Origin of the sequence: Plantactinospora alkalitolerans (assembly GCF_015690345.1) — a bacterium.
Taxonomy (GTDB): domain Bacteria; phylum Actinomycetota; class Actinomycetes; order Mycobacteriales; family Micromonosporaceae; genus Plantactinospora; species Plantactinospora alkalitolerans.
The window spans coordinates 1-17,411 of sequence record NZ_JADPUN010000022.1 but is presented as its reverse complement, the minus strand read 5'-3'; the positions used below and the strand labels follow the sequence as shown (position 1 = coordinate 17,411).

Genomic DNA, 17,411 nt, shown 5'->3' with positions numbered 1-17,411 from the left:
GGATTCGCCACCGTCCCCATCCCCTGGCACATCCGGCAGTCCCGGTACGCCTCCCGCCCCCGCCCGTCCCGGTCGACCAGCAACCGGTCTCCACCGTCCGTACACCGGCAGGCGGTCAGGGTGAAGGTCATCCCGTCGCAGGACCCGCAGACCACCACCGGCACCGCCGGCCCGGCCCCAGAACCGATCACCGGGCCGGCTCCACGATCGCGCACGGCACCTCGTGGTCCGCCCGCAGCACGCAGCGTCGACCCTTGTCGAGGAGCCGGTCGCAGAACAGCCGGGACTGCACGACCTGGTTGTCCTCCGCCGACACCGTCGCCTCGGCGGCGTCCACCTCCGGCAGCCGCGCCGTCGACCGGGCCACCATCCGGGCGAACTGCCGGGCCCGGGTCAGGTCGGGCGCGGTGAACGGAACGTGTACGACGTACCGGTCCGGCTCCTTCATCAGCGACCCACCGCCTCGTACGCCGAGGATGTCCGCCGAGACCGCCGGCGCCGCATCTGCCCGAGCCACAGCGCCCGGTACGTCACCGTCCGGTAGCCGTTGCCTCGCCGCCGCCTCGGTGTTTGACCATCAACTTCCGGCAGCCGCCACAGCACTGCACGCACAACATCACCAACCATTCCTCGACTCGTCAGGACGTGGCTGAGCTGGCCCCGACCCTGCCCCCTTCGCTTGCCGGGCCGGGACCAATCCGCTCTGCCATCGCAGCCGGCACGACGGCGAGCACGACAGCAGGGCCGGTCTCGGGGTCGGGGCGGACAACCCGTACAAGCCGACCGCCCCGACCGGAATGATCACCAAGTGCTACCCAGGAATCACTCTGAGCAGAACTTATCGCGGTAAGCGCGGTAAGCACAAGTGGTTGATGCAATGGACAGTGCGTGATCAAATCGGCGTGCTACCTAGGGAGACGCACACATGGTCACGCCGAACTACCAGCGTGTCGCCGACGACCTGCGCGGCCAGATCAAGTCTGGAGCGCTCGGTCCCGGTGACCAACTGCCCTCAACCGCCCAACTGCAAGCCAAGTACGGCGTCGGCAACAACGCCGTCCACATGGCAATCGTCCTGCTGAAGTCCGAAGGACTCGTCTACGGCCACCAGGGCAAGGGCGTCTTCGTCACCGAGTCGCAGTAGCTCGCACCGCAGAACCATTGCCCGCCCGCCGGGGCTGCACCTGCACGGCGACTTCCGATAGTGTTCGGGCGACCACGCAGACGTGACACCTGATCGACATCAACGACTGTCCGTCCGTGGCGAATCGCGACGCCAAGCGACGGGGAGGACGGGATGGCCAGCATCGAGGAGGTCAAGGCAGCGCTCGCTCAGGCCACTGACCAGGGAAATACCACCCTCAACCAGATTCGCTCAGCGATGGAGAACACCGAGCAGGTCCTCGCCCGCCTTCGAGCCGTCGCAGCCGGCACCAACCACGCCAAGATCGCCGAAGCCATCCAGCGCGCGGAGCAGAGCAGGCAGCGGCTCGCTGAGGCGGCGACCCTCATCCAGGGCAGTTCCGCCGCCACCCGTGACTATGCCAGCGTCCTCGGCTAACCCGACTCGACCGGCTACGGATGCACCCGGTGGACATCACCCAGGTCAAAGCGACCATCAGCCGAGGCAACCAGGCCGCCCGCGATGGCATTGACCTGACGCGCGGCGTACGAGACCGAACCGAGCAGGCTCACACGTTAGCCGTCGGAACGGTTCACGACAGTGGGCACAAGGATGTCGAGGCCGGTCTGCACAAGCTACTCGAGGCCCTGCGTGAGTCGTCCCGAGTCGCTGGTCTACTTCACTCTGGCGCCGATGCGGCGCAGGAGTACGCGTCGAGGCTTTGATGGCCAGCCCCTCCGTAGGCGACGTCGTGGCCCAGCTCCGCAGGGTGCTCGGAATCATTGACGAGACCGCTGTGACTGCGAAACGCGCTCAGGAGGAGGCCGAGCAGGTCCGGTCCGCCTACGTCGAGGCATCTCAGGGCAGCGCCGACCATTTGATGCGACAGGCGGTTACGGATTCCCGGACCGCTGCGGACAAGGCCGGCAAGACCGCGCGGTTGTTGTCCGAGGCCGCCGAGCACTTCACCACCTACGTCAACGTCATCGCACCCGGTAGTGTGCCGCCCCGGTCCGCTGCGCCGGAGGCCATGCCAGACGGAGAACGAACTGTCACGGAGGCGATGGTCCGGCGCAACCGAGCAACCAGCTTCCTCGACCGAGCGGCGAGACGGGCCGACGACGTCAAGGATGCCGCCGCCGAGACAACCAAGGCAGTGGAGGAAGGAACCAAAGTCGCCTTGCGGCAGATCAAGGGCGACCGTGGTGCATCCTCCGGCGGTCCCGCATCGACCACCACCACAACCACGCATCCGGCTCCCAGTCAACCTCCGCCGGCACATGAGACGGTCTCGGCGATCACAGTCTCTGTCCTCGGCGCGGCGTTGGTCGGCAGGGCGGCGGTCGACTACATCAAGAGACGGCGCAACCGGAGGAATCAGGATGACGGTCAAAAGTGACGTGGTTGAGTTCGCGCGCACTCTTATCAAGGGCGACTTCGAAGCGAACGACCGCTACGAGCAGAAGCTTGACGCCGAGGGTTGGGATGACTGGCCATCCTTTCTGAGCGCGCTCTTCTTCCTCGCCGTCGAGCGACGGTTTCAGGGTAGGTACGACAAGGCGGAGGTAATCCGCTTCGTCGCCGAGCTGCGCGCCGGAGCAACCGAGGGAGCGGCCCCGCTAGACCCCGCCAACGCAGAGCTGCTGATCAAGGCGGTCTTCGATCAATCGGTGCAGCTCGACATCGCCCCTGCCGCGATGGGACACATTCAGACCCTGGTGGCATACAGAATTCTCTCTCAGGAGAAGCTGTCCGACGAGCATTTGAACGATCTCCTCGACGAGGCTCGGCAGATCGTCGACGAAGGGCCTGCTTGATTCACGTGCGAGGTGCGGCGCTCGGGTTTGTTCCGTCAGCGCCCGCTCCCCCGGCGCCTCGTGACGTGTCCGACGAGTTGCTGCGGCCTCGGTACGCAGGGTGGTCGTCCCGCTCAGCACAGAGTCCTCGCAGGACGACCACCCCGATACACCCGGAACTTGCGCCGGGTCAGCGCCGGGTCGGCACCGGTACCAGGTCCTGGTGCCGGACCGTGTAGTCACCGCGGGTGACCGGGGCGAACGGGGCAGGACCCAGGCAGGTACCGACCCTCCCCTCGCCCCACTCTCCGGCCTCGTTCTGGTCCGCGTTCACCACCGACCAGGAGAAGCCCACCCGGTCGGTGCCGCGCCGCCCGGCGTCGTACACGCTGAAGCCGAGCCGCTTGCCGACCTGTTCCTTCACGATTTCGTCGGCCTCGGTGACGACGGCCGTCAGGGTCGCGATGCCGGGTCCGGTCGCCAGGCAGTCGACCCGCGCGACCATGCGGACGGTGATGCCGGCCTCGGCCACGAGGTGTGAGATGCGTACGGTTCCGACCGCGTCGGTGGGCAGTCCATCGGGTGCGCCCGGTAGCGGTCGGCTGTACGGCGTCGCCGTGGCGTCGAAGGTGAACGCCCGGACGTCACTGTCGGGCCAGTACGTCAGCCGGACCTCGGCCGCGCCCGTCACCCGGGCCACCGGTCCGGAGTGGGAGGCCGGTGCGGCCGACGCCACCGACGCGGTAAACACCATGCCGGCCGCGACCGCTGCCGCGCCGATCCGGTACACGGTTGGCTTCATCTGGTCCTCCTCGTTCGTCGCCCGGTGCGGGCGTTTCGCGAGGATGACGATCCCCGCGCCGCCGCTCCGCCACCTCCCTCTGGCGAGCGAGCCTGTCCCCTCGGTCGAGGTAGGACGGCACCCGGTGGATCGGAACTGCTCCTCCAGAGTCGAGCCGCGCTGGCCGCGCACAGGGACCAAATTGCAGGTATAGCAGGGCGTACCGCCCACAAGGGAGCGCTCTCAAGAAAGAACCTTTACAACTTGATATTGACGATATCTTATCTGGATGGGAAGGATCGTCCTGGCGCCTACCCGATTGGCTTGGAGGGCTCGACATGCGTCCACACTCGCGAACCCGAACACGACTGATACCCCTGCTCGCCGGTCTCCTCGTCGTCTCGCTGGTACCCACCAGCGCCGCGACGGCCGCCCCCGACGCCGCCGCCGAGACCACCTCGGGTGTCGGCCACCGCAAACCGGCGTACCTGAACCCCAAGCTGCCGATCGACCACCGGGTCAGTGACCTGCTCGGCCGGATGACCCTGCCGGAGAAGGTCGGCCAGATGGCCCAGGCCGAACGGGCAGCGGTCGACGCCGACCCGACCCTGGTCGCCCAGTGGGCGCTCGGCGCGCTGCTCTCCGGTGGCGGCTCCGCCCCGACCCCGAACACCCCGGAAGCCTGGGTGTCGATGATCAACAACTTCCAGCGGCAGGCCCTGAGCACCCGGCTCGGGATACCGATCATCTACGGCGTCGACGCGGTACACGGGCACTCAGCCGTCTACGGTGCCACGGTCTTCCCGCACAACATCGGGCTCGGCGCGACCCGTGACCCCGAACTCGTCCGGCGGATCGGCCGGGCCACCGGCGAGGAGGTGAAGGCCACCGGCGTGCCCTGGAACTTCGCACCCTGCCTCTGCGTGGCCAGGGACGAGCGCTGGGGCCGGACGTACGAGAGTTTCAGCGAGGACCCCGCTCTCGTCGCCGAGATGGGCACCTACATCGACGGGCTGCGCGATGCCGGCGTACTCGCCACGATCAAGCACTTCGCCGGTGACGGCGACACCGAGTACGACCAGGCCGCCGCCGACGCCAACGAGAGCCTGCCGTCCGGCTCGCAGAAGTTCACCATCGACCAGGGCGTCACGGTGGCCAGCCGGGCCGAGTTCGCCCGGATCAACCTCGCCCCCTACTGGACCGCGTTGCGCCGGCACGACGTCGACAGCGTGATGCCGTCGTTCTCCAGCGTGGACTGGACCGAGGACGGCGTCGGCAACCCGCTCAAGATGCACGCCCACAAGGAGCTGCTCACCGACGTACTCAAGGGTGCCCAGCGGTTCAAGGGCTTCGTCATCTCCGACTGGGAGGGCCTCCACCAGATTCCGGACCCGAACGAGCCGACCGTCGCCGGGCTCACCGCGTACAAGGTGCGGACCGCGGTGAACGCCGGCATCGACGTGGCCATGGTGCCGAACAACGCCAAGCTGTTCATCGACCTGCTGCTCGCCGAGGTCGAGGCGGGCCGGGTCGGCAGGACCCGGATCGACGACGCGGTACGCCGGATCCTGCGGGCCAAGTTCGAGCTCGGCCTCTTCGAGCGCCCGTACGCCTCGGCGGACGACGTCGACTCGGTCGGCAGCCGGGAACATCGTGCACTCGCCCGGCAGGCCGTCGCGCAGTCGCAGGTGCTGCTGAAGAACGACAACCGGGCGCTGCCGCTGCGCAAGGACGCCAAGGTGTACGTCGCCGGCCGCAACGCCGACGACATCGGTAACCAGGCCGGTGGCTGGACCATCACCTGGCAGGGCGTCTCCGGCGACCCCATTCCGGGTACGACGATCCTGGAGGGCATCCGCGAGGTGGCGCCACGCGCCCAGGTGACCTACAGCGCCGACGGGTCCGCGCCGACCGCCGGCTCGGACGTCGCCGTCGTGGTGGTCGGCGAGACGCCGTACAGCGAGGGATTCGGTGACGTCGGCGGGCCGGAGTGCCCGTGGTGTACGACGCAGCAGCAGGAGGAGAAGTCGCTCTCCCTCCAGCCCGGCGACCGGGCCGTGGTCGACAAGGTCTGCGGCGAGATCGACACCTGCGTCGTACTCGTCGTCTCCGGTCGGCCGCAGGTGCTCACCGACCAGCTCGGCCAGATGGACGCGCTCGTCGCGTCCTGGCTGCCGGGGAGCGAGGGTGCCGGCGTCGCCGACGTCCTGTTCGGCCGGCGCCCGTTCACCGGCAGGCTCTCGATGAGCTGGCCGCGCAGCGAGGCGCAGGTGCCGATCAACGTCGGTGACCGGAACTACCGTCCGCTGTTCCCGTACGGGTTCGGACTGCGTACCCGCTGAACGGAGTTCGTCGTACCGCCGAACGGAGTTTCGTCGCCGCGGTCAGCACCTCGGGACCCGGGTGCTGACCGCGGCGGCGACACCGTTCGGGCCTGGTCCGTTGCCCGGAAGCGCCCATCGACGCCGGTGGGTGGGAATGGTGAGATGGTGAACATGTCCGATCCAGCCCCCGCGCCGCCGACCCAGGCCCCGCCGCCTGCCGAGCCTCCACCGGCTCGGTCCGTTCCCGGGCGGTACTGGGCGGTCCTGGCTGCCGTCGCCGCCGCCGCGATGCTCGTTGGGGCGGCCGTCGCCACGACGGTGCTGCTGGTCGTCGTCCCGCTCGGACAACCCCAGCATCGGTACGACGTGGGCGTGCTCCTGGACCTCGACGCCACCGCCGAGCAGAAGAGTGCGATCCGGGCGGCGCTGGCCGCGCTGCGCCCCGAGGACGGCATCCGGTTCCAGAGCCGCGAGGAAACCTGGGAGAAGTTCAAGGAACAGTTCAAGAACCAACCGGATCTGTTGAACGGCGCCCGGCCCGAGTCGATGCCCGAGTCGTTCTGGTTCCGGCGCACCGGGAAGACGTTCGACTGCGCGGCGTTGACGCCGGTACGGCAGCTCCCCGGGGTGGACGACATCACCGTTCTCCAGCTTCCCGCAGGCGGCCGCACCGGCGCCCTCGTCGACTGCCCCTGACCCCAGCTCGGCGTCGACTGCCCCTGACCCCGCTCGACGTCGACTGTTCCGGCGTCGAGCCAGCGTCGAATGTTCCGGCGTCGAGCCAGCGTCGAATGTTCCGGCGTCGAGCCGGCGGCGGTCCGCTGACCCGACGGCGTGCTGCTTCAATACTCCACATGGACTTATGGATGTTCCTCGTCGTCGGTATCCCCGTGCTGCTGATCCTGTTGAGCGAGGCATCGTCGGCCGCCAGGCGTCAGCGGGACACCTCCGTCCGGCTGGCCCGGATCGAGCGCAGGCTTGCGCTGGTCATCGAGCATCTCGGGATCGTGGAACCCGAGCCCGACCTGCCGGAGGTCGTGCGCCACCTGGAGAACGGCAACAAAATCCACGCCGTCAAGGCGTACCGGGAGGCGACCGGGGAGGGCCTGCGCGACGCGAAGGAGGCGGTGGACCGGATGGCCGCACAACGCAGTCTCTGACCGATCCTGCCCGGATGCCGGGAACGAGCCGGCCGACTATCGTGCCGCGCATGACAAGCATCGACTGGTCCGGCGTACGCGACCGGGTCGCCGAGCTGGCCGACCGACCCGAGGATTCCGTGTTCGGCGCCAACGGCCACCACTTCCTCCTCGAACCGCCGCTGAGTCAGGACGAACTCGCGGAGTTGGAGGAGCAGATCGGCGTTCAACTGCCCGAGGAGTACCGGTCGTTCCTCCTCGAGGTGAGCCGGGGCGGTGCGGGGCCGGCGTACGGGCTCTTTCCACTACGCCGGATCGACGGCCGCTGGCGGTGGGAGGGCGACGGCGCCGAGCTGACCGAACTGACGAGGCTCGGCGAGCCGTTCCCGTACACCGGATTCTTCGATCCTGCCGCGGACCTGCCCGACCCTCCGGAGGAGGAGGACTACGCCTCGACCGAGGAGTTCGACGCGGCCCAGGATGCCTACGCGGAGCTGCACGACCGGGTGGCGTACGACCCGCGGCACACCGTGGGCACGATCTACCTGTGTCACCTCGGCTGCGCGTACCGGCATCTGCTGGTGGTGAGCGGCCCGGAGCGGGGTGCGGTGTGGGCCGACGACACCGCCGGCGACGGCGGCCTCAAGCCGCTGACCGATGCCCGGGGCGACCGGGTCGGCTTCGCCCGCTGGTACCTCGACTGGCTCGACAAGGTCGGAGATTGAGAGTTAGGAAGGGGCCCTTCTTCTACAGAAAACGATAAGAAGGGGCCCTTCCTTACAGCAAGCGCGGACCGGGGCCGTCGAACAGCCCTGCTGGGTGCTGTCCGACGGCCCCGGCGGGGACCGGCTCAGGGACGGATCAGCCGATCGCGCAGGCGGCGCCGTTCAGCGTGAACGACGTCGGCCTCGGGTTGCTGCCGGTGTGGGAGGCGTTGAAGCCGAAGCTCGTCGAGGCTCCCGGGGCGAGGTTGCCGTTGTAGGAGGCGTTCGTGGCGGTCACCGCCGTGCCGGACTGGGTCACCGTGGCCGACCAGGCCTGGGTGATCTGCTGTCCGGCGGCGGCGAAGCTGAACCCGAGGGTCCAGCCGTTCAGGGTGAGCGTTCCGGTGTTGGTGATGGTGATGGTGGCGCTGAAGCCGGTGTACCAGTCGTTCATGGCGTACCCGATCCGGCAGCTGCTGACCGGGATGGTGCTGGGGGTCACCGAGACCGGCGTCGAGGCCGCCGAGACGTTGCCGGCGGCGTCCACCGCCACCACGTAGAACTGGTACGTCGTACCGGACGTCAACCCGGTGACCGCGTACGACGTACCGGCCACCGTGGCCAGCAGGGTGTCGGTGGCACCGGCCTCCTGGTACACCCGGTAGCCGGTCACCCCGACGTTGTCGGTCGACGCGGTCCAGCCCAGGGTGGCGCCGGTCGAGGTGACCGCCGAGACGGTCAGGCCGGTGGGCGTACCCGGTGCGGTGGTGTCCCCGCCGCCGCTGCCGGTGGTGACGGTGACCGGCGCGGAGCCGGCCGACCGGTTGCCGGCGGCGTCCCGGGCCACCACGTAGAACTGGTACGTGGTCGCCGCCGTCAGTCCGGTGATCGCCAGCGACGCGACGGCCGGCGAGCCGACCAGGACGTCGGTCGCGCCGTTCTCCCGGTACACGTCGTAGCCGGCGACTCCGACGTTGTCGGTGGCGGCCGTCCAGTTCAGCGTGGCGCCGGTGGCGGTGACCGCCGAGGCGGTCGGCGTGCCCGGCGTGCTCGGCGCGGTGGTGTCCGGGGTGGCCGGCCCCGGGGCGGCGCCCCAGATCAGGGTGCTGCCCTCGTAGAGCGCCACCTTCGGGTTCGGTCCGGCGGTCGCCTGGTACGACGGGTCGTTGGTCGGATCCCAGGTGCCGCCCTCGGGTACGCCGATCTTGAACTGCACCTCCATCCGGTGCGCCGACTGACCGGCCGGTGCGATGGTGTGGCCGCCGCAGTCGACCTCGACGTACCAGATGTCTCCGGAGAGCTGGGTGGCGGTGGTCGGCGCCGGGCAACCCTGGGTGTAGCCGCTGGTCACCTGGATCGCGCTGGTGCCCTCGCGCCGGAAGTAGTACCGGAACGAGGAGTCGGTCAGGGCCCGCGCCGGGAAGGCGGACTTGTTGTAGATGATCGCCTTGATTCCGGTGGCCCTCGGCTCGGCCTGCATCACCGTGGTCTCCACGGTGGTCTCGTCGATGTCGGGCGACTCGGTCGGCGGGAAGTTCGCCAGCGGCGTCCCGCCGTACTCGGTGTGCAGCCGGGCCAGTGCGGAGGTGAAGCCGGCGTTGTAGTCCGTCGCCACCTCGTTCATCACGTAGTCGGCCCGGCTGTCGGTGTACGCGTCGTTGGGCGACGACGGCCCGCCGACGAGTGCGCCGTAGAGCACGTGCCGGGTCGCCTCCGGCACCTGCTGGCTGTCCCACCAGGAGCCGTGCGCGGTGCGGTGGTGCGGGTTCTTCGGCGAGTTGTTGCCGAACCCGATCTGGTAGCTGGAGTTCCGTGGGTTGTCGCCGAGCGCGTAGTTGATCTGCCGGACCGCGAAGTCGTGGTACCGGGTCTTCCGGGTCGTGTCGGTGGTCTTGTCGCTGTAGACCAGCGCCGCGAAGGCGGTGTTGGCGGCGTACCGCAGGGCGCCCCAGGTGTCCAGCACCGCCATCCCGCCGGGCGAGGTACGGATCTTCTCCCCGTTCACCCCGACGGTCCAGTAGTCGAGCCACCGGTTGGCGTCGTCGACGTACTTCTGCTTGCCGGTCAGGTTCGCCAGCAGGACGTACGCGCCGAACTGCTTGTTGTCCCAGGCGACGGTCCACTTGTAGAGCCGGGTGCTCTGCTGCGGCTCGGTGCCGAGCTTGTCGTACTCGCTCTCCGCCTTGGCCAGGTAGCTGGCGTCGCCGGTGGCCCGGTACAGCCAGATCGCGCCCCAGACCAGTTCGTCCTGGTAGCCGCTCCAGGACTTGTAGAAGCTCGTCACGTCGGTGATGCACTCGTGGTAGGCCCGGCGCACGGTGTCGGCGAAGGTGTAGAGCTGGCGGGCGTGGGTGAGCAGCCGGTCGGCGTAGGTCGGGTCGGTGGGGCGGAACACCATCGAGGAGGCGGCCATCGCCGCCGCCGTCTCACCGGCCAGGTCCGCGCCACCACAGCTCGCATCGATCTTGTACGCGGGCCGCGCCATCGGCAGCACCTCGGCCGGCCCCCACCACTTGTGGTCGTCGTCGCCCTTGCCGACCTGTCCGTAGAGGACGTTCGCCGACGGGTGCGCCTTGATGAAGTAGTCGTTGACGAAGCGCAGGTTGTTCAGCAGGTGCGGAAGCTGCCCGGACGCCTGGTAGCCGCTGCGGTACTCCACCGCACCCCAGGCCAGCATGGTGGCGCTGAACGCCATCGGGAAGCCGAACTTGACGTGGTCACCGGCGTCGTACCAGCCACCGGTGAGGTCCAGCCCGGCGCTGGCGCCGTCGGTCAGGGCCGAGTCGCCGCGCCAGGAGACCCGGTTCCAGTCCGGCAGCGCGCCGGACTGCTGCGCCTCGTAGAAGAAGAGCGACTTCTGCAGCGCCTCGCCGTAGTTGTACGGCGGCGCCGCGGCGAGGACGTTCGAGGCGTTCCCGATCGCGGGAGCGGGAGCGCCGGACACGGGGGCGGGGCCGGTGAGGACCAGGCCGGTGGCAGCCAGTGCGGCGGCGCCGGCCGCCATCATGCGCTGGTACCAGCGGCCCGGCCGCTGGCCGCGGTCGGGCCGCTGCCGGCCGTCGGGTCGTTGCCGGCCGTCGAGGCGTTGCCGGGCGCCTGGTTTGGGCCGGGGACCGGGTCGGGGACGTTGCCCGTTCGGCCGGGCCGGTGCCATGCGGTCACGCACTAGAATTGCTCCTGTCCGTGGAGCCGCGCGCGGCGACGCGTAGCGGAGGACACGAGGGGCGGATGTGGGCGCATCCGCCCCTCCCCCTGCGCGGTGCACGACGCGGGTGGCGGGGGTGAAGGGCTCTGGTCGACGGCGGTGGGGGCCTTGGTACAGGAAGATCGGGTCGGGCGGCCATCGGAGCCCCGGGAGCGCTCCCATGGATAGGCAACAATGTAACCGCGCCATTGCCGGTTTGTGAAGGACCCAAACCGGCGGCACTCGCGGCCCCCCGGGCGGCGCTCCCAGATCGCAAAGACGAAAGGAAAGCCCTTTCCTTGCCTTTGACGCTGCTCGGATCATTCGGGCGGCTCGAGCGGATGGCGGCGTCGTAGCAGCTCAACACCCCTGAGCGGCAGGTCAGTACGGTACGCCGGGCCGCCACCAGGCGGACTGCTCGTCCTGGCATACGGGCGTCCGGTTGCCGCCCGTCCTCGCACCGGGGGACAGTACGCCCAGATCAGCGGTGCCACCGACGCCGCCGCGCTGCTCAACGGCCCCCACCTGCGACGACACGCCTGGACGGGCCGCCGGACCAAGGAGACAGCGATGGCACTGCGCATTGCCGACGGCACCACCCGGCAGGAGATCCTGACCCGCGCGGTGGACACGACTCCCGAGGCGTTCGATGTCGGCTCCGGCCGCCCCGACGACACGATCGGCCTGCGCAACCTGGTCGAGGGGACCTGGCGGTCGGGCGGAACCCGGACACCGGCGCGTACCCCGGTCGACAACACCGTACTGGTGAACCTGTTCCGGCTCGACGCGGAGAACGCCCGCGCCGCCGTCGCGTTCTCCGCTGCCGAACACCGCGACTGGGCCGGCGTGCCGCTCGCCGGCCGCAAGGCCCGGGTCGTGGCCGCGCTCGACGAACTGACCCTGCACCGCGACCTGCTCGCCCTGCTGCTGGTCTGGGAGATCGGTAAGCCATGGCGACTGGCCCGCGCCGACGTCGACCGCGCCCTGGACGGCGTCCGGTGGTACGTCGAGGAGATCGACCGGATGCTGGCCGACGGCCGCCAGCCGCTTCCCGGACCGGTCAGCAACATCGCAAGCTGGAACTACCCGATGAGTGTCCTGGTGCACGCCGAACTGGTGCAGCTGCTCGCCGGCAACGCGGTGATCGCCAAGACCCCGTCGCAGGGCGGAGCGGTCTGCCTCACCGTCGCGCACGCGTTGATGCGCCGCGCCGGGCTGCCCGCCACGCTCCTGTCCGGCAGCGGCGAGGAACTGTCCGAGGTGCTGGTCCGGGCGGCCGAGATCGGTGCCGTGGCGTTCGTCGGTGGGCGCTCGGGCGGCGGCAAGGTGGCCGCCGCGCTGCTCGACTCCGACAAGCGGCACTTCATCGAGCAGGAGGGCCTGAACGCGTGGGGGATCTGGGAGTTCTCCCAGTGGGACAGCCTCGCCGGACACCTGAAGAAGGGCTTCGAGTACGGCAAGCAGCGCTGCACCGCGTACCCGCGCTTCGTGGTGCAACGGGACCTGGTCGACCAGTTCCTCGACATGTACCTGCCGGTGGTCCGCTCGGTGCGCTTCGGGCACCCGCTGGCGGTCGACGACACCTGGACCGAGGGCGACCCGCTGCCCGAACTCGACTTCGGCCCGCTGATCAGCGCGGCCAAGGCCGACGAACTGCGCCGGAAGGTCGACGAGGCGGTCCACGGCGGTGCCGTACCGCTGCACCGGGGCCGGCTCGACGGGGCACCGTTCCTCGACGGCCAGGACACGTCGGCGTACGTCGCCCCGTCGGTGCTGCTCGCCCCACCCGGACGGTCCCGGTTGATGCACGCCGAGCCGTTCGGGCCGGTGGACACGATCGTGGTGGTGGACACCCAGGACGAACTGCTGGACGCGATGAACGCCAGCAACGGTGCCCTGGTCGCCAGCCTCGCCTGCGACGACGAGGACGAGGCGGCCAAGCTCGCGGTCGACCTCCAGGCGTTCAAGGTGGGCATCAACAGGCCCCGCTCCCGGGGTGACCGGGACGAGCCGTTCGGCGGTCGGGGAGCCTCCTGGAAGGGCGCCTTCGTCGGCGGCGACCTCCTGGTGCGGGCGGTCACCGTCGACCCCTCGGCCCGCCGGCTGTACGGCAACTTCCCGGACTACAACAGCTACCCTGTGACCTGATGCGGCAGACGGGCTCCTGAGCCCGCAGGCGGCTTCTGAGCCCCGCACCCGCAGGCTGCCTTCGAGCCCCGCACCCGCAGGCAGCCTTCGAGCCCGCCGGAAGGCCCTGCGCGCCCGTCCGAGCTGAAAAGGGGCCCCTCCGGCCGTCCTACCGGAGGGACCCCTCTCATCTCGCCCGATCAGGCGGTTCCCGCGGCCCGGTCCCGAACCAGGACCGAGCCGTCGGATCGTTCCCGCCCCGCTATCTGTCGGCGGTGGCGGAAGTCTGGTCCACCGGCGCGGTCCCGGCCGGCGCCGGCTCGGCTGGCGGGACCGCGGTCAGCCCCGGCTCGGCGTACCGATCGGTAAGCGGCACGGTCAGGGTCAGCAGGTTCCCGTCGCGGTCGACCTGGCCGGGTGGACACAGCCGGTCGAGGATGCGGATCATGCCCACGTTGTCGGCCGGAACGTGCGCCAGCAGGGCCGCGTACCCGGCCCGGGTGGCGTGCGCGACGAGTCGGCGCAGCAGCGCGGCACCGACACCCCGGCGCTGCCAGTCGTCCTCGACCAGCAGTCCGACCTCGGCGACCGCCCCCTCGGCCACCAGGTTCGCCACCGCCACCACATGCTCCGGCCGGCCGTCCGAGCCACCCGTCACCGCCAGCAGGGCCACTCCGCGCGCCGGGGCGAGCAGCCGCCGCAACCGCACGGTGGCCGGCGCTGCCCCGGCCGGAAAGCGCCGGTGCAGGGTCCGCCGCGAGCAGCGCTCCCGCATCGCCCGGAGCGCGGGCAGATCGTCGGGGACCGCCGGACGTACCGCCAGTTCGGCGCCGTCGGGCAGCACCAGGGTCACCCGGTCGACCGCCTGCCGCGCCACCGCACCGGCCACGTCCACCAGCGCCTGCGCGCGGGCGTACTCGGCCGGGGTGAAGCTCGGTGCCGACCGGAACACCTCGAAGGATCCGCCGTCCGGGTCGGGCAGCCGCATCGTCTCGGCGCCGTGCCCCGGACCGTCCTGGCCCGGGTGCGGTCGCCAGGTGACCGAGTCGGCGCTGAGCAACGTACGCAGCGTCTCCCCCAGCGCGTCCGGGTCGCGGACCAGCCGGCTGGCCAGGCCGAGCACCCGGGTCGGCTGGTCGGCCAGGCCCTGCGCCTCGCTACGGGTCACCCAGCAGTTCCGCCCCCGTCCCCGCTCCACCGCCGCGACCAGGTCCGCCGCGGTCAGCTCGGCCGGCGCGTCGACCAGGAAGTCGTCGACCGCGCCCGCCTCGGTGGTGTGCACCTGCACCGTGAGGATGTTGACTCCACGCAACGCGAGGCTCGCGGTGAGCACGGAGAGGAATCCCGGCCGGTCCGCCACCGTTGCCCTGATCCGCCATAGCGTCATGCGAACTCCTTTCCGAGTCCAGCCTGCCCGCTGCCTGTTTCCCGCCGGTTGCTCAGCGGTGACGCGCCATGATCGCCGGGGTCGGCACCGATCGGGCCGCCGAGGTCGCCGTCGCTCCCGGCGCGGCGGCGGGGATGTCCGGCGGCGGCGGCACACTGACCAGATCCAGCCGGTCACCGAGAATCGTCGCGGCGGCACGGACCAACTGTGCGATCCGGTCAACCTCGGTGACGTGGAAACCGGCCGCCGACAGGCCGTCGGCGTCCACCCGGGTCAGCATCAGCACCAGCCCGGCCCGCCCGAACGGCGCGACCGCGTAGTGGACGCCCGCCGGGCCGTCCATCGCCCGGGCCCGCAGCGGGGTCACCTCGGGCAGGACCAGCGGGGTCGGCGCCCGCCAGCTCGCGTACGCCACCCCGGGCGCGCCACTGCCGCGGACCGACCCGCCACCCATGCCGGTGCGGACCGCCCAGTCCGTCGGTACGACGGCCGCCGCGGCCCACTCGGCGGCCAGCAGGTTCGGCATCGCGTCGACCAGGGTGGCGAGCCCGTCGGCCGGGTTCGCCGCGATCTGGGCCAGCAGTTCCGCGTCCTGCCCTCCCCCGCTCGGCCCGCCGATCGCCCGCCACATCCCGTCGACCCGTACGCCGGGGATCGCGCCGAGCCCGGCGCAGAGCCGGTCGACCCGGGCCGCACCGGGCCAGACGACCGTGAAGTCGTCCACGGCCCGACCACCCAACCGCTCCAACACCACCACCTGAACGATGTCGGCCCCCGCGACGCCCAACGTGCGGGCGATCTGACCGAGCGTCCCGGGTCGATCCGGCAGGGTCACCCGAACCCTCAGCAACATGTCCGTCCCCTCCGTCGGCGGACCGGCGCGCATACCGCCGGCGAGCTGTCAACCAGGGTGCCCGATGACCATTTCGCCCCTGTTGCCGCAGCATGTCCCCGCCGCAACAACCCGTGTGTGCCCAGCACACGCACCGTGCTGATGGAAGAAAAACGCATCGCGGGAGCCCGCAGACCCGGGCTGGCGGCAGGGGCGGACAGCGGGAACCGCCGGGCCAGCTAGCCCGCCGGCAGCGGTTTCGCCATCTGCTGCGCCGTGACCTCGAAGCCGAGGCTCCGGTAGAGGCCGACCGCGACCGTGTTGTGTCCGTGCACGTTCAGCCCGAGCCGGGCCACGCCGCGCCCGGTCAGCTCCCGCTCGGCGGCGAGCAGCAGCTCCCGGCCGTACCCCTTGGCGCGGTGCCCGGGATCCACCGCCACGTAGTACACCCAGGCCATGTCGGGCCGGTCCGGCGGCCGGGGCAGCCCGATCCAGACCCAGCCGACCGGCTGATCGGCGACCACACCGACGAACAGCAGCATGTCCGCGGTCTGTACGCCCTGCGGCAGCAGCTCGTCGGTCTGCCGCTCTGAGCTCTGCCGGGTCTCGTCGACCGGAAGCCCGGTGGCCGCAGCGACGCCCTCCGCGTGTGAGTCGATCATCAAGGGGCGGCAGGCGGCGTACTCGTCGGCGGTCATCGGTACCAGTCGAAGTGGTGGCCCGGCGGCGGGCGTGGTTCCCACGGGTCCTCCCCTGGATCGGGCCCGCCGCCAGCGGCACGTCCCGGCGGTGGGCGTGGCGTATCCGAGCGACTCTAGTCCGGCGTCTCCCCCACTTGACTGGTTGGTCCAGATGCCATCAACTATTCGGATGACCGATCCGCCGGCCACCGCCGTCCGGCCGGAGCCGCCCTCCGGATCGCCGTCCGGGCTCGACCTCGACCGCCTGGTCGGATACCTCGTCGAGCACCGGCCCGACCTGCTGGCCGGCCCGCCACGGGCCGCGCTCGTCGCCGGTGGGAAGTCGAATCTGACCTATCTGGTACGCGCCGGGGACCAGGAGTTCGTCCTGCGCCGGCCACCGCTCGGGCATGTCCTGGCCACCGCGCACGACATGGGCCGGGAGTTCCGGGTGATCTCCGCGCTGGCCGGTACCGAGGTCCCGGTGCCGGCCGCCCTGCTGCACTGCGCCGACGAGACGGTGCTCGGCGCTCCGTTCTATCTGATGGAGCGGGTGCCCGGGGTCGTCTACCGCAGCCGCATCCAGACCGACCTGCTCGCGCCGGCCCGGCGCCGGGAACTCGCGCTGGTCATGATGGACGTGCTCGCCACCCTGCACACCGTCGACCCGGCGGCCGTCGGGTTGGCGGACTTCGGGCGGCCGGAGGGTTTCCTCGGCCGGCAGGTACGCCGCTGGGGTGGCCAGCTCGACCGCTCCCGGAGCCGGGCGCTGCCCGGCATCGACGAACTGCGGGAGCGACTGGCCGCGACCACCCCCGAGGGCGCCAACGCGGGTCGGATCGTGCACGGCGACTACCGGCTCGACAACCTGATCGCCGAATGCCCATCCGGGCCGGCCCCCGGACCGGTGACGATCCGGGCGGTACTGGACTGGGAGATGGCCACCCTCGGCGATCCGCTCGCCGACCTCGGCCTGCTGTTGACGTACTGGGACGTGCTTGGCGACTCCGACGTGGCGGACGACAACGCGGTCGCGGACGGGCTCGGACCGCGCGCCGGCTTCCCGTCCGGCGCCGAGTTGATCGACCGGTACGTCGGCCGCAGCGACGTCGACGTCGGCCCGCTGCACTGGCACATCGCCCTGGGCTGCTTCAAGCTCGCCGTCATCTGCGAGGGGATCCACTACCGCCACACCCTCGGACAGACCGTGGGCCAGGGATTCGACCGGATCGGCGACCTGGTCGCCCCACTTGTCGCGCACGGCCTGACCGCGATCAGACGGGGTTGACGGGCCGCCCGGCGGCGATACCGCACCCCCCCGCCCACCCCGCCAC

17 protein-coding genes and 1 pseudogene are annotated in these 17,411 nt (G+C 70.6%); 11 read left to right on the top strand and 7 right to left on the bottom strand.

The window, feature by feature from the left end; all coding sequences use genetic code 11:
- Both I0C86_RS00480 and I0C86_RS00475 read right to left on the bottom strand, forming a co-directional pair.
- Window positions 1–191: hypothetical protein (locus tag I0C86_RS00480; protein WP_230393288.1), on the bottom strand; the 191-nt coding region annotated here is incomplete at its 3' end.
- Window positions 188–517, bottom strand: coding sequence for a hypothetical protein (locus I0C86_RS00475; RefSeq protein ID WP_323373390.1), 330 nt, complete (start codon window positions 515–517; stop codon window positions 188–190). The genes I0C86_RS00480 and I0C86_RS00475, both read right to left, overlap by 4 nt.
- A gap of 408 nt (window positions 518–925) precedes the next feature.
- On the opposite strand from I0C86_RS00475, the gene I0C86_RS00470 reads away from it, so the two are divergent.
- The 5 genes from I0C86_RS00470 to I0C86_RS00450 all read left to right on the top strand — a co-directional run bounded on the left by I0C86_RS00470 (window position 926) and on the right by I0C86_RS00450 (window position 2,940).
- The gene (locus tag I0C86_RS00470; protein WP_196199142.1) at window positions 926–1,144 is read left to right on the top strand and encodes a winged helix-turn-helix domain-containing protein; all 219 of its coding nucleotides are present in this window, start codon (window positions 926–928) and stop codon (window positions 1,142–1,144) included.
- A 153-nt stretch (window positions 1,145–1,297) separates the two neighbouring features.
- Entirely contained in the window at window positions 1,298–1,561 is a 264-nt protein-coding gene (locus tag I0C86_RS00465) for a hypothetical protein (RefSeq protein WP_196199141.1), read from the top strand.
- A gap of 29 nt (window positions 1,562–1,590) precedes the next feature.
- Window positions 1,591–1,848, top strand: coding sequence for a hypothetical protein (locus I0C86_RS00460; RefSeq protein ID WP_196199140.1), 258 nt, complete (start codon window positions 1,591–1,593; stop codon window positions 1,846–1,848).
- Window positions 1,848–2,522, top strand: a complete 675-nt coding sequence (locus I0C86_RS00455; RefSeq protein ID WP_196199139.1) for a hypothetical protein — start codon at window positions 1,848–1,850, stop codon at window positions 2,520–2,522. The genes I0C86_RS00460 and I0C86_RS00455 overlap by 1 nt, the downstream gene beginning before the upstream one ends.
- Complete coding sequence (locus I0C86_RS00450) at window positions 2,506–2,940, top strand: hypothetical protein (RefSeq protein WP_196199138.1); 435 nt, start codon at window positions 2,506–2,508, stop codon at window positions 2,938–2,940. Before I0C86_RS00455 ends, I0C86_RS00450 begins: the two co-directional genes overlap by 17 nt.
- Before the next feature lie 169 nt (window positions 2,941–3,109).
- Here I0C86_RS00450 and I0C86_RS00445 read toward each other — a convergent pair whose 3' ends face one another.
- Window positions 3,110–3,721, bottom strand: a complete 612-nt coding sequence (locus I0C86_RS00445; RefSeq protein WP_196199137.1) for a hypothetical protein — start codon at window positions 3,719–3,721, stop codon at window positions 3,110–3,112.
- Between the two features lie 464 nt (window positions 3,722–4,185).
- On the opposite strand from I0C86_RS00445, the pseudogene I0C86_RS00440 reads away from it, so the two are divergent.
- From I0C86_RS00440 to I0C86_RS00425, 4 genes and pseudogenes are all read left to right on the top strand, one after another.
- Window positions 4,186–6,042, top strand: a pseudogene (locus I0C86_RS00440) (glycoside hydrolase family 3 protein); the annotation flags it as partial.
- Window positions 6,043–6,195: 153 nt separating this feature from the next.
- Entirely contained in the window at window positions 6,196–6,720 is a 525-nt protein-coding gene (locus I0C86_RS00435) for a permease-like cell division protein FtsX (protein ID WP_196199135.1), read from the top strand.
- 158 nt (window positions 6,721–6,878) lie between these two features.
- Entirely contained in the window at window positions 6,879–7,184 is a 306-nt protein-coding gene (locus tag I0C86_RS00430; RefSeq protein ID WP_230393287.1) for a hypothetical protein, read from the top strand.
- A 50-nt stretch (window positions 7,185–7,234) separates the two neighbouring features.
- Window positions 7,235–7,888, top strand: a complete 654-nt coding sequence (locus I0C86_RS00425) for an SMI1/KNR4 family protein (RefSeq protein WP_196199134.1) — start codon at window positions 7,235–7,237, stop codon at window positions 7,886–7,888.
- 136 nt (window positions 7,889–8,024) lie between these two features.
- Here the strand turns inward: I0C86_RS00425 and I0C86_RS00420 are convergent, their stop codons facing one another.
- Window positions 8,025–11,021 (bottom strand): glycoside hydrolase family 9 protein, encoded by a 2,997-nt coding sequence (locus I0C86_RS00420; RefSeq protein ID WP_407676246.1) that lies wholly within the window; start codon window positions 11,019–11,021, stop codon window positions 8,025–8,027.
- Between the two features lie 600 nt (window positions 11,022–11,621).
- On the opposite strand from I0C86_RS00420, the gene I0C86_RS00415 reads away from it, so the two are divergent.
- Complete coding sequence (locus I0C86_RS00415) at window positions 11,622–13,199, top strand: aldehyde dehydrogenase family protein (RefSeq protein WP_196199133.1); 1,578 nt, start codon at window positions 11,622–11,624, stop codon at window positions 13,197–13,199.
- A gap of 241 nt (window positions 13,200–13,440) precedes the next feature.
- Here I0C86_RS00415 and I0C86_RS00410 read toward each other — a convergent pair whose 3' ends face one another.
- From I0C86_RS00410 to I0C86_RS42755, 3 genes are all read right to left on the bottom strand, one after another.
- Window positions 13,441–14,565 carry a GNAT family N-acetyltransferase gene (locus I0C86_RS00410; protein WP_196199132.1) on the bottom strand — a complete coding sequence of 375 codons (1,125 nt, stop codon included), beginning with the start codon at window positions 14,563–14,565 and terminating at the stop codon, window positions 13,441–13,443.
- A gap of 52 nt (window positions 14,566–14,617) precedes the next feature.
- A complete protein-coding gene (locus I0C86_RS00405; protein ID WP_230393286.1) occupies window positions 14,618–15,418 on the bottom strand; it encodes an ACT domain-containing protein in 801 nt (266 codons plus the stop codon).
- 218 nt (window positions 15,419–15,636) lie between these two features.
- On the bottom strand, window positions 15,637–16,140 hold the full coding sequence (locus I0C86_RS42755) for a GNAT family N-acetyltransferase (RefSeq protein ID WP_196199131.1): 504 nt from the start codon (window positions 16,138–16,140) through the stop codon (window positions 15,637–15,639).
- 127 nt (window positions 16,141–16,267) lie between these two features.
- On the opposite strand from I0C86_RS42755, the gene I0C86_RS00395 reads away from it, so the two are divergent.
- A complete protein-coding gene (locus I0C86_RS00395) occupies window positions 16,268–17,365 on the top strand; it encodes a phosphotransferase family protein (protein WP_196199130.1) in 1,098 nt (365 codons plus the stop codon).
- Window positions 17,366–17,411: the final 46 nt, after the last annotated feature.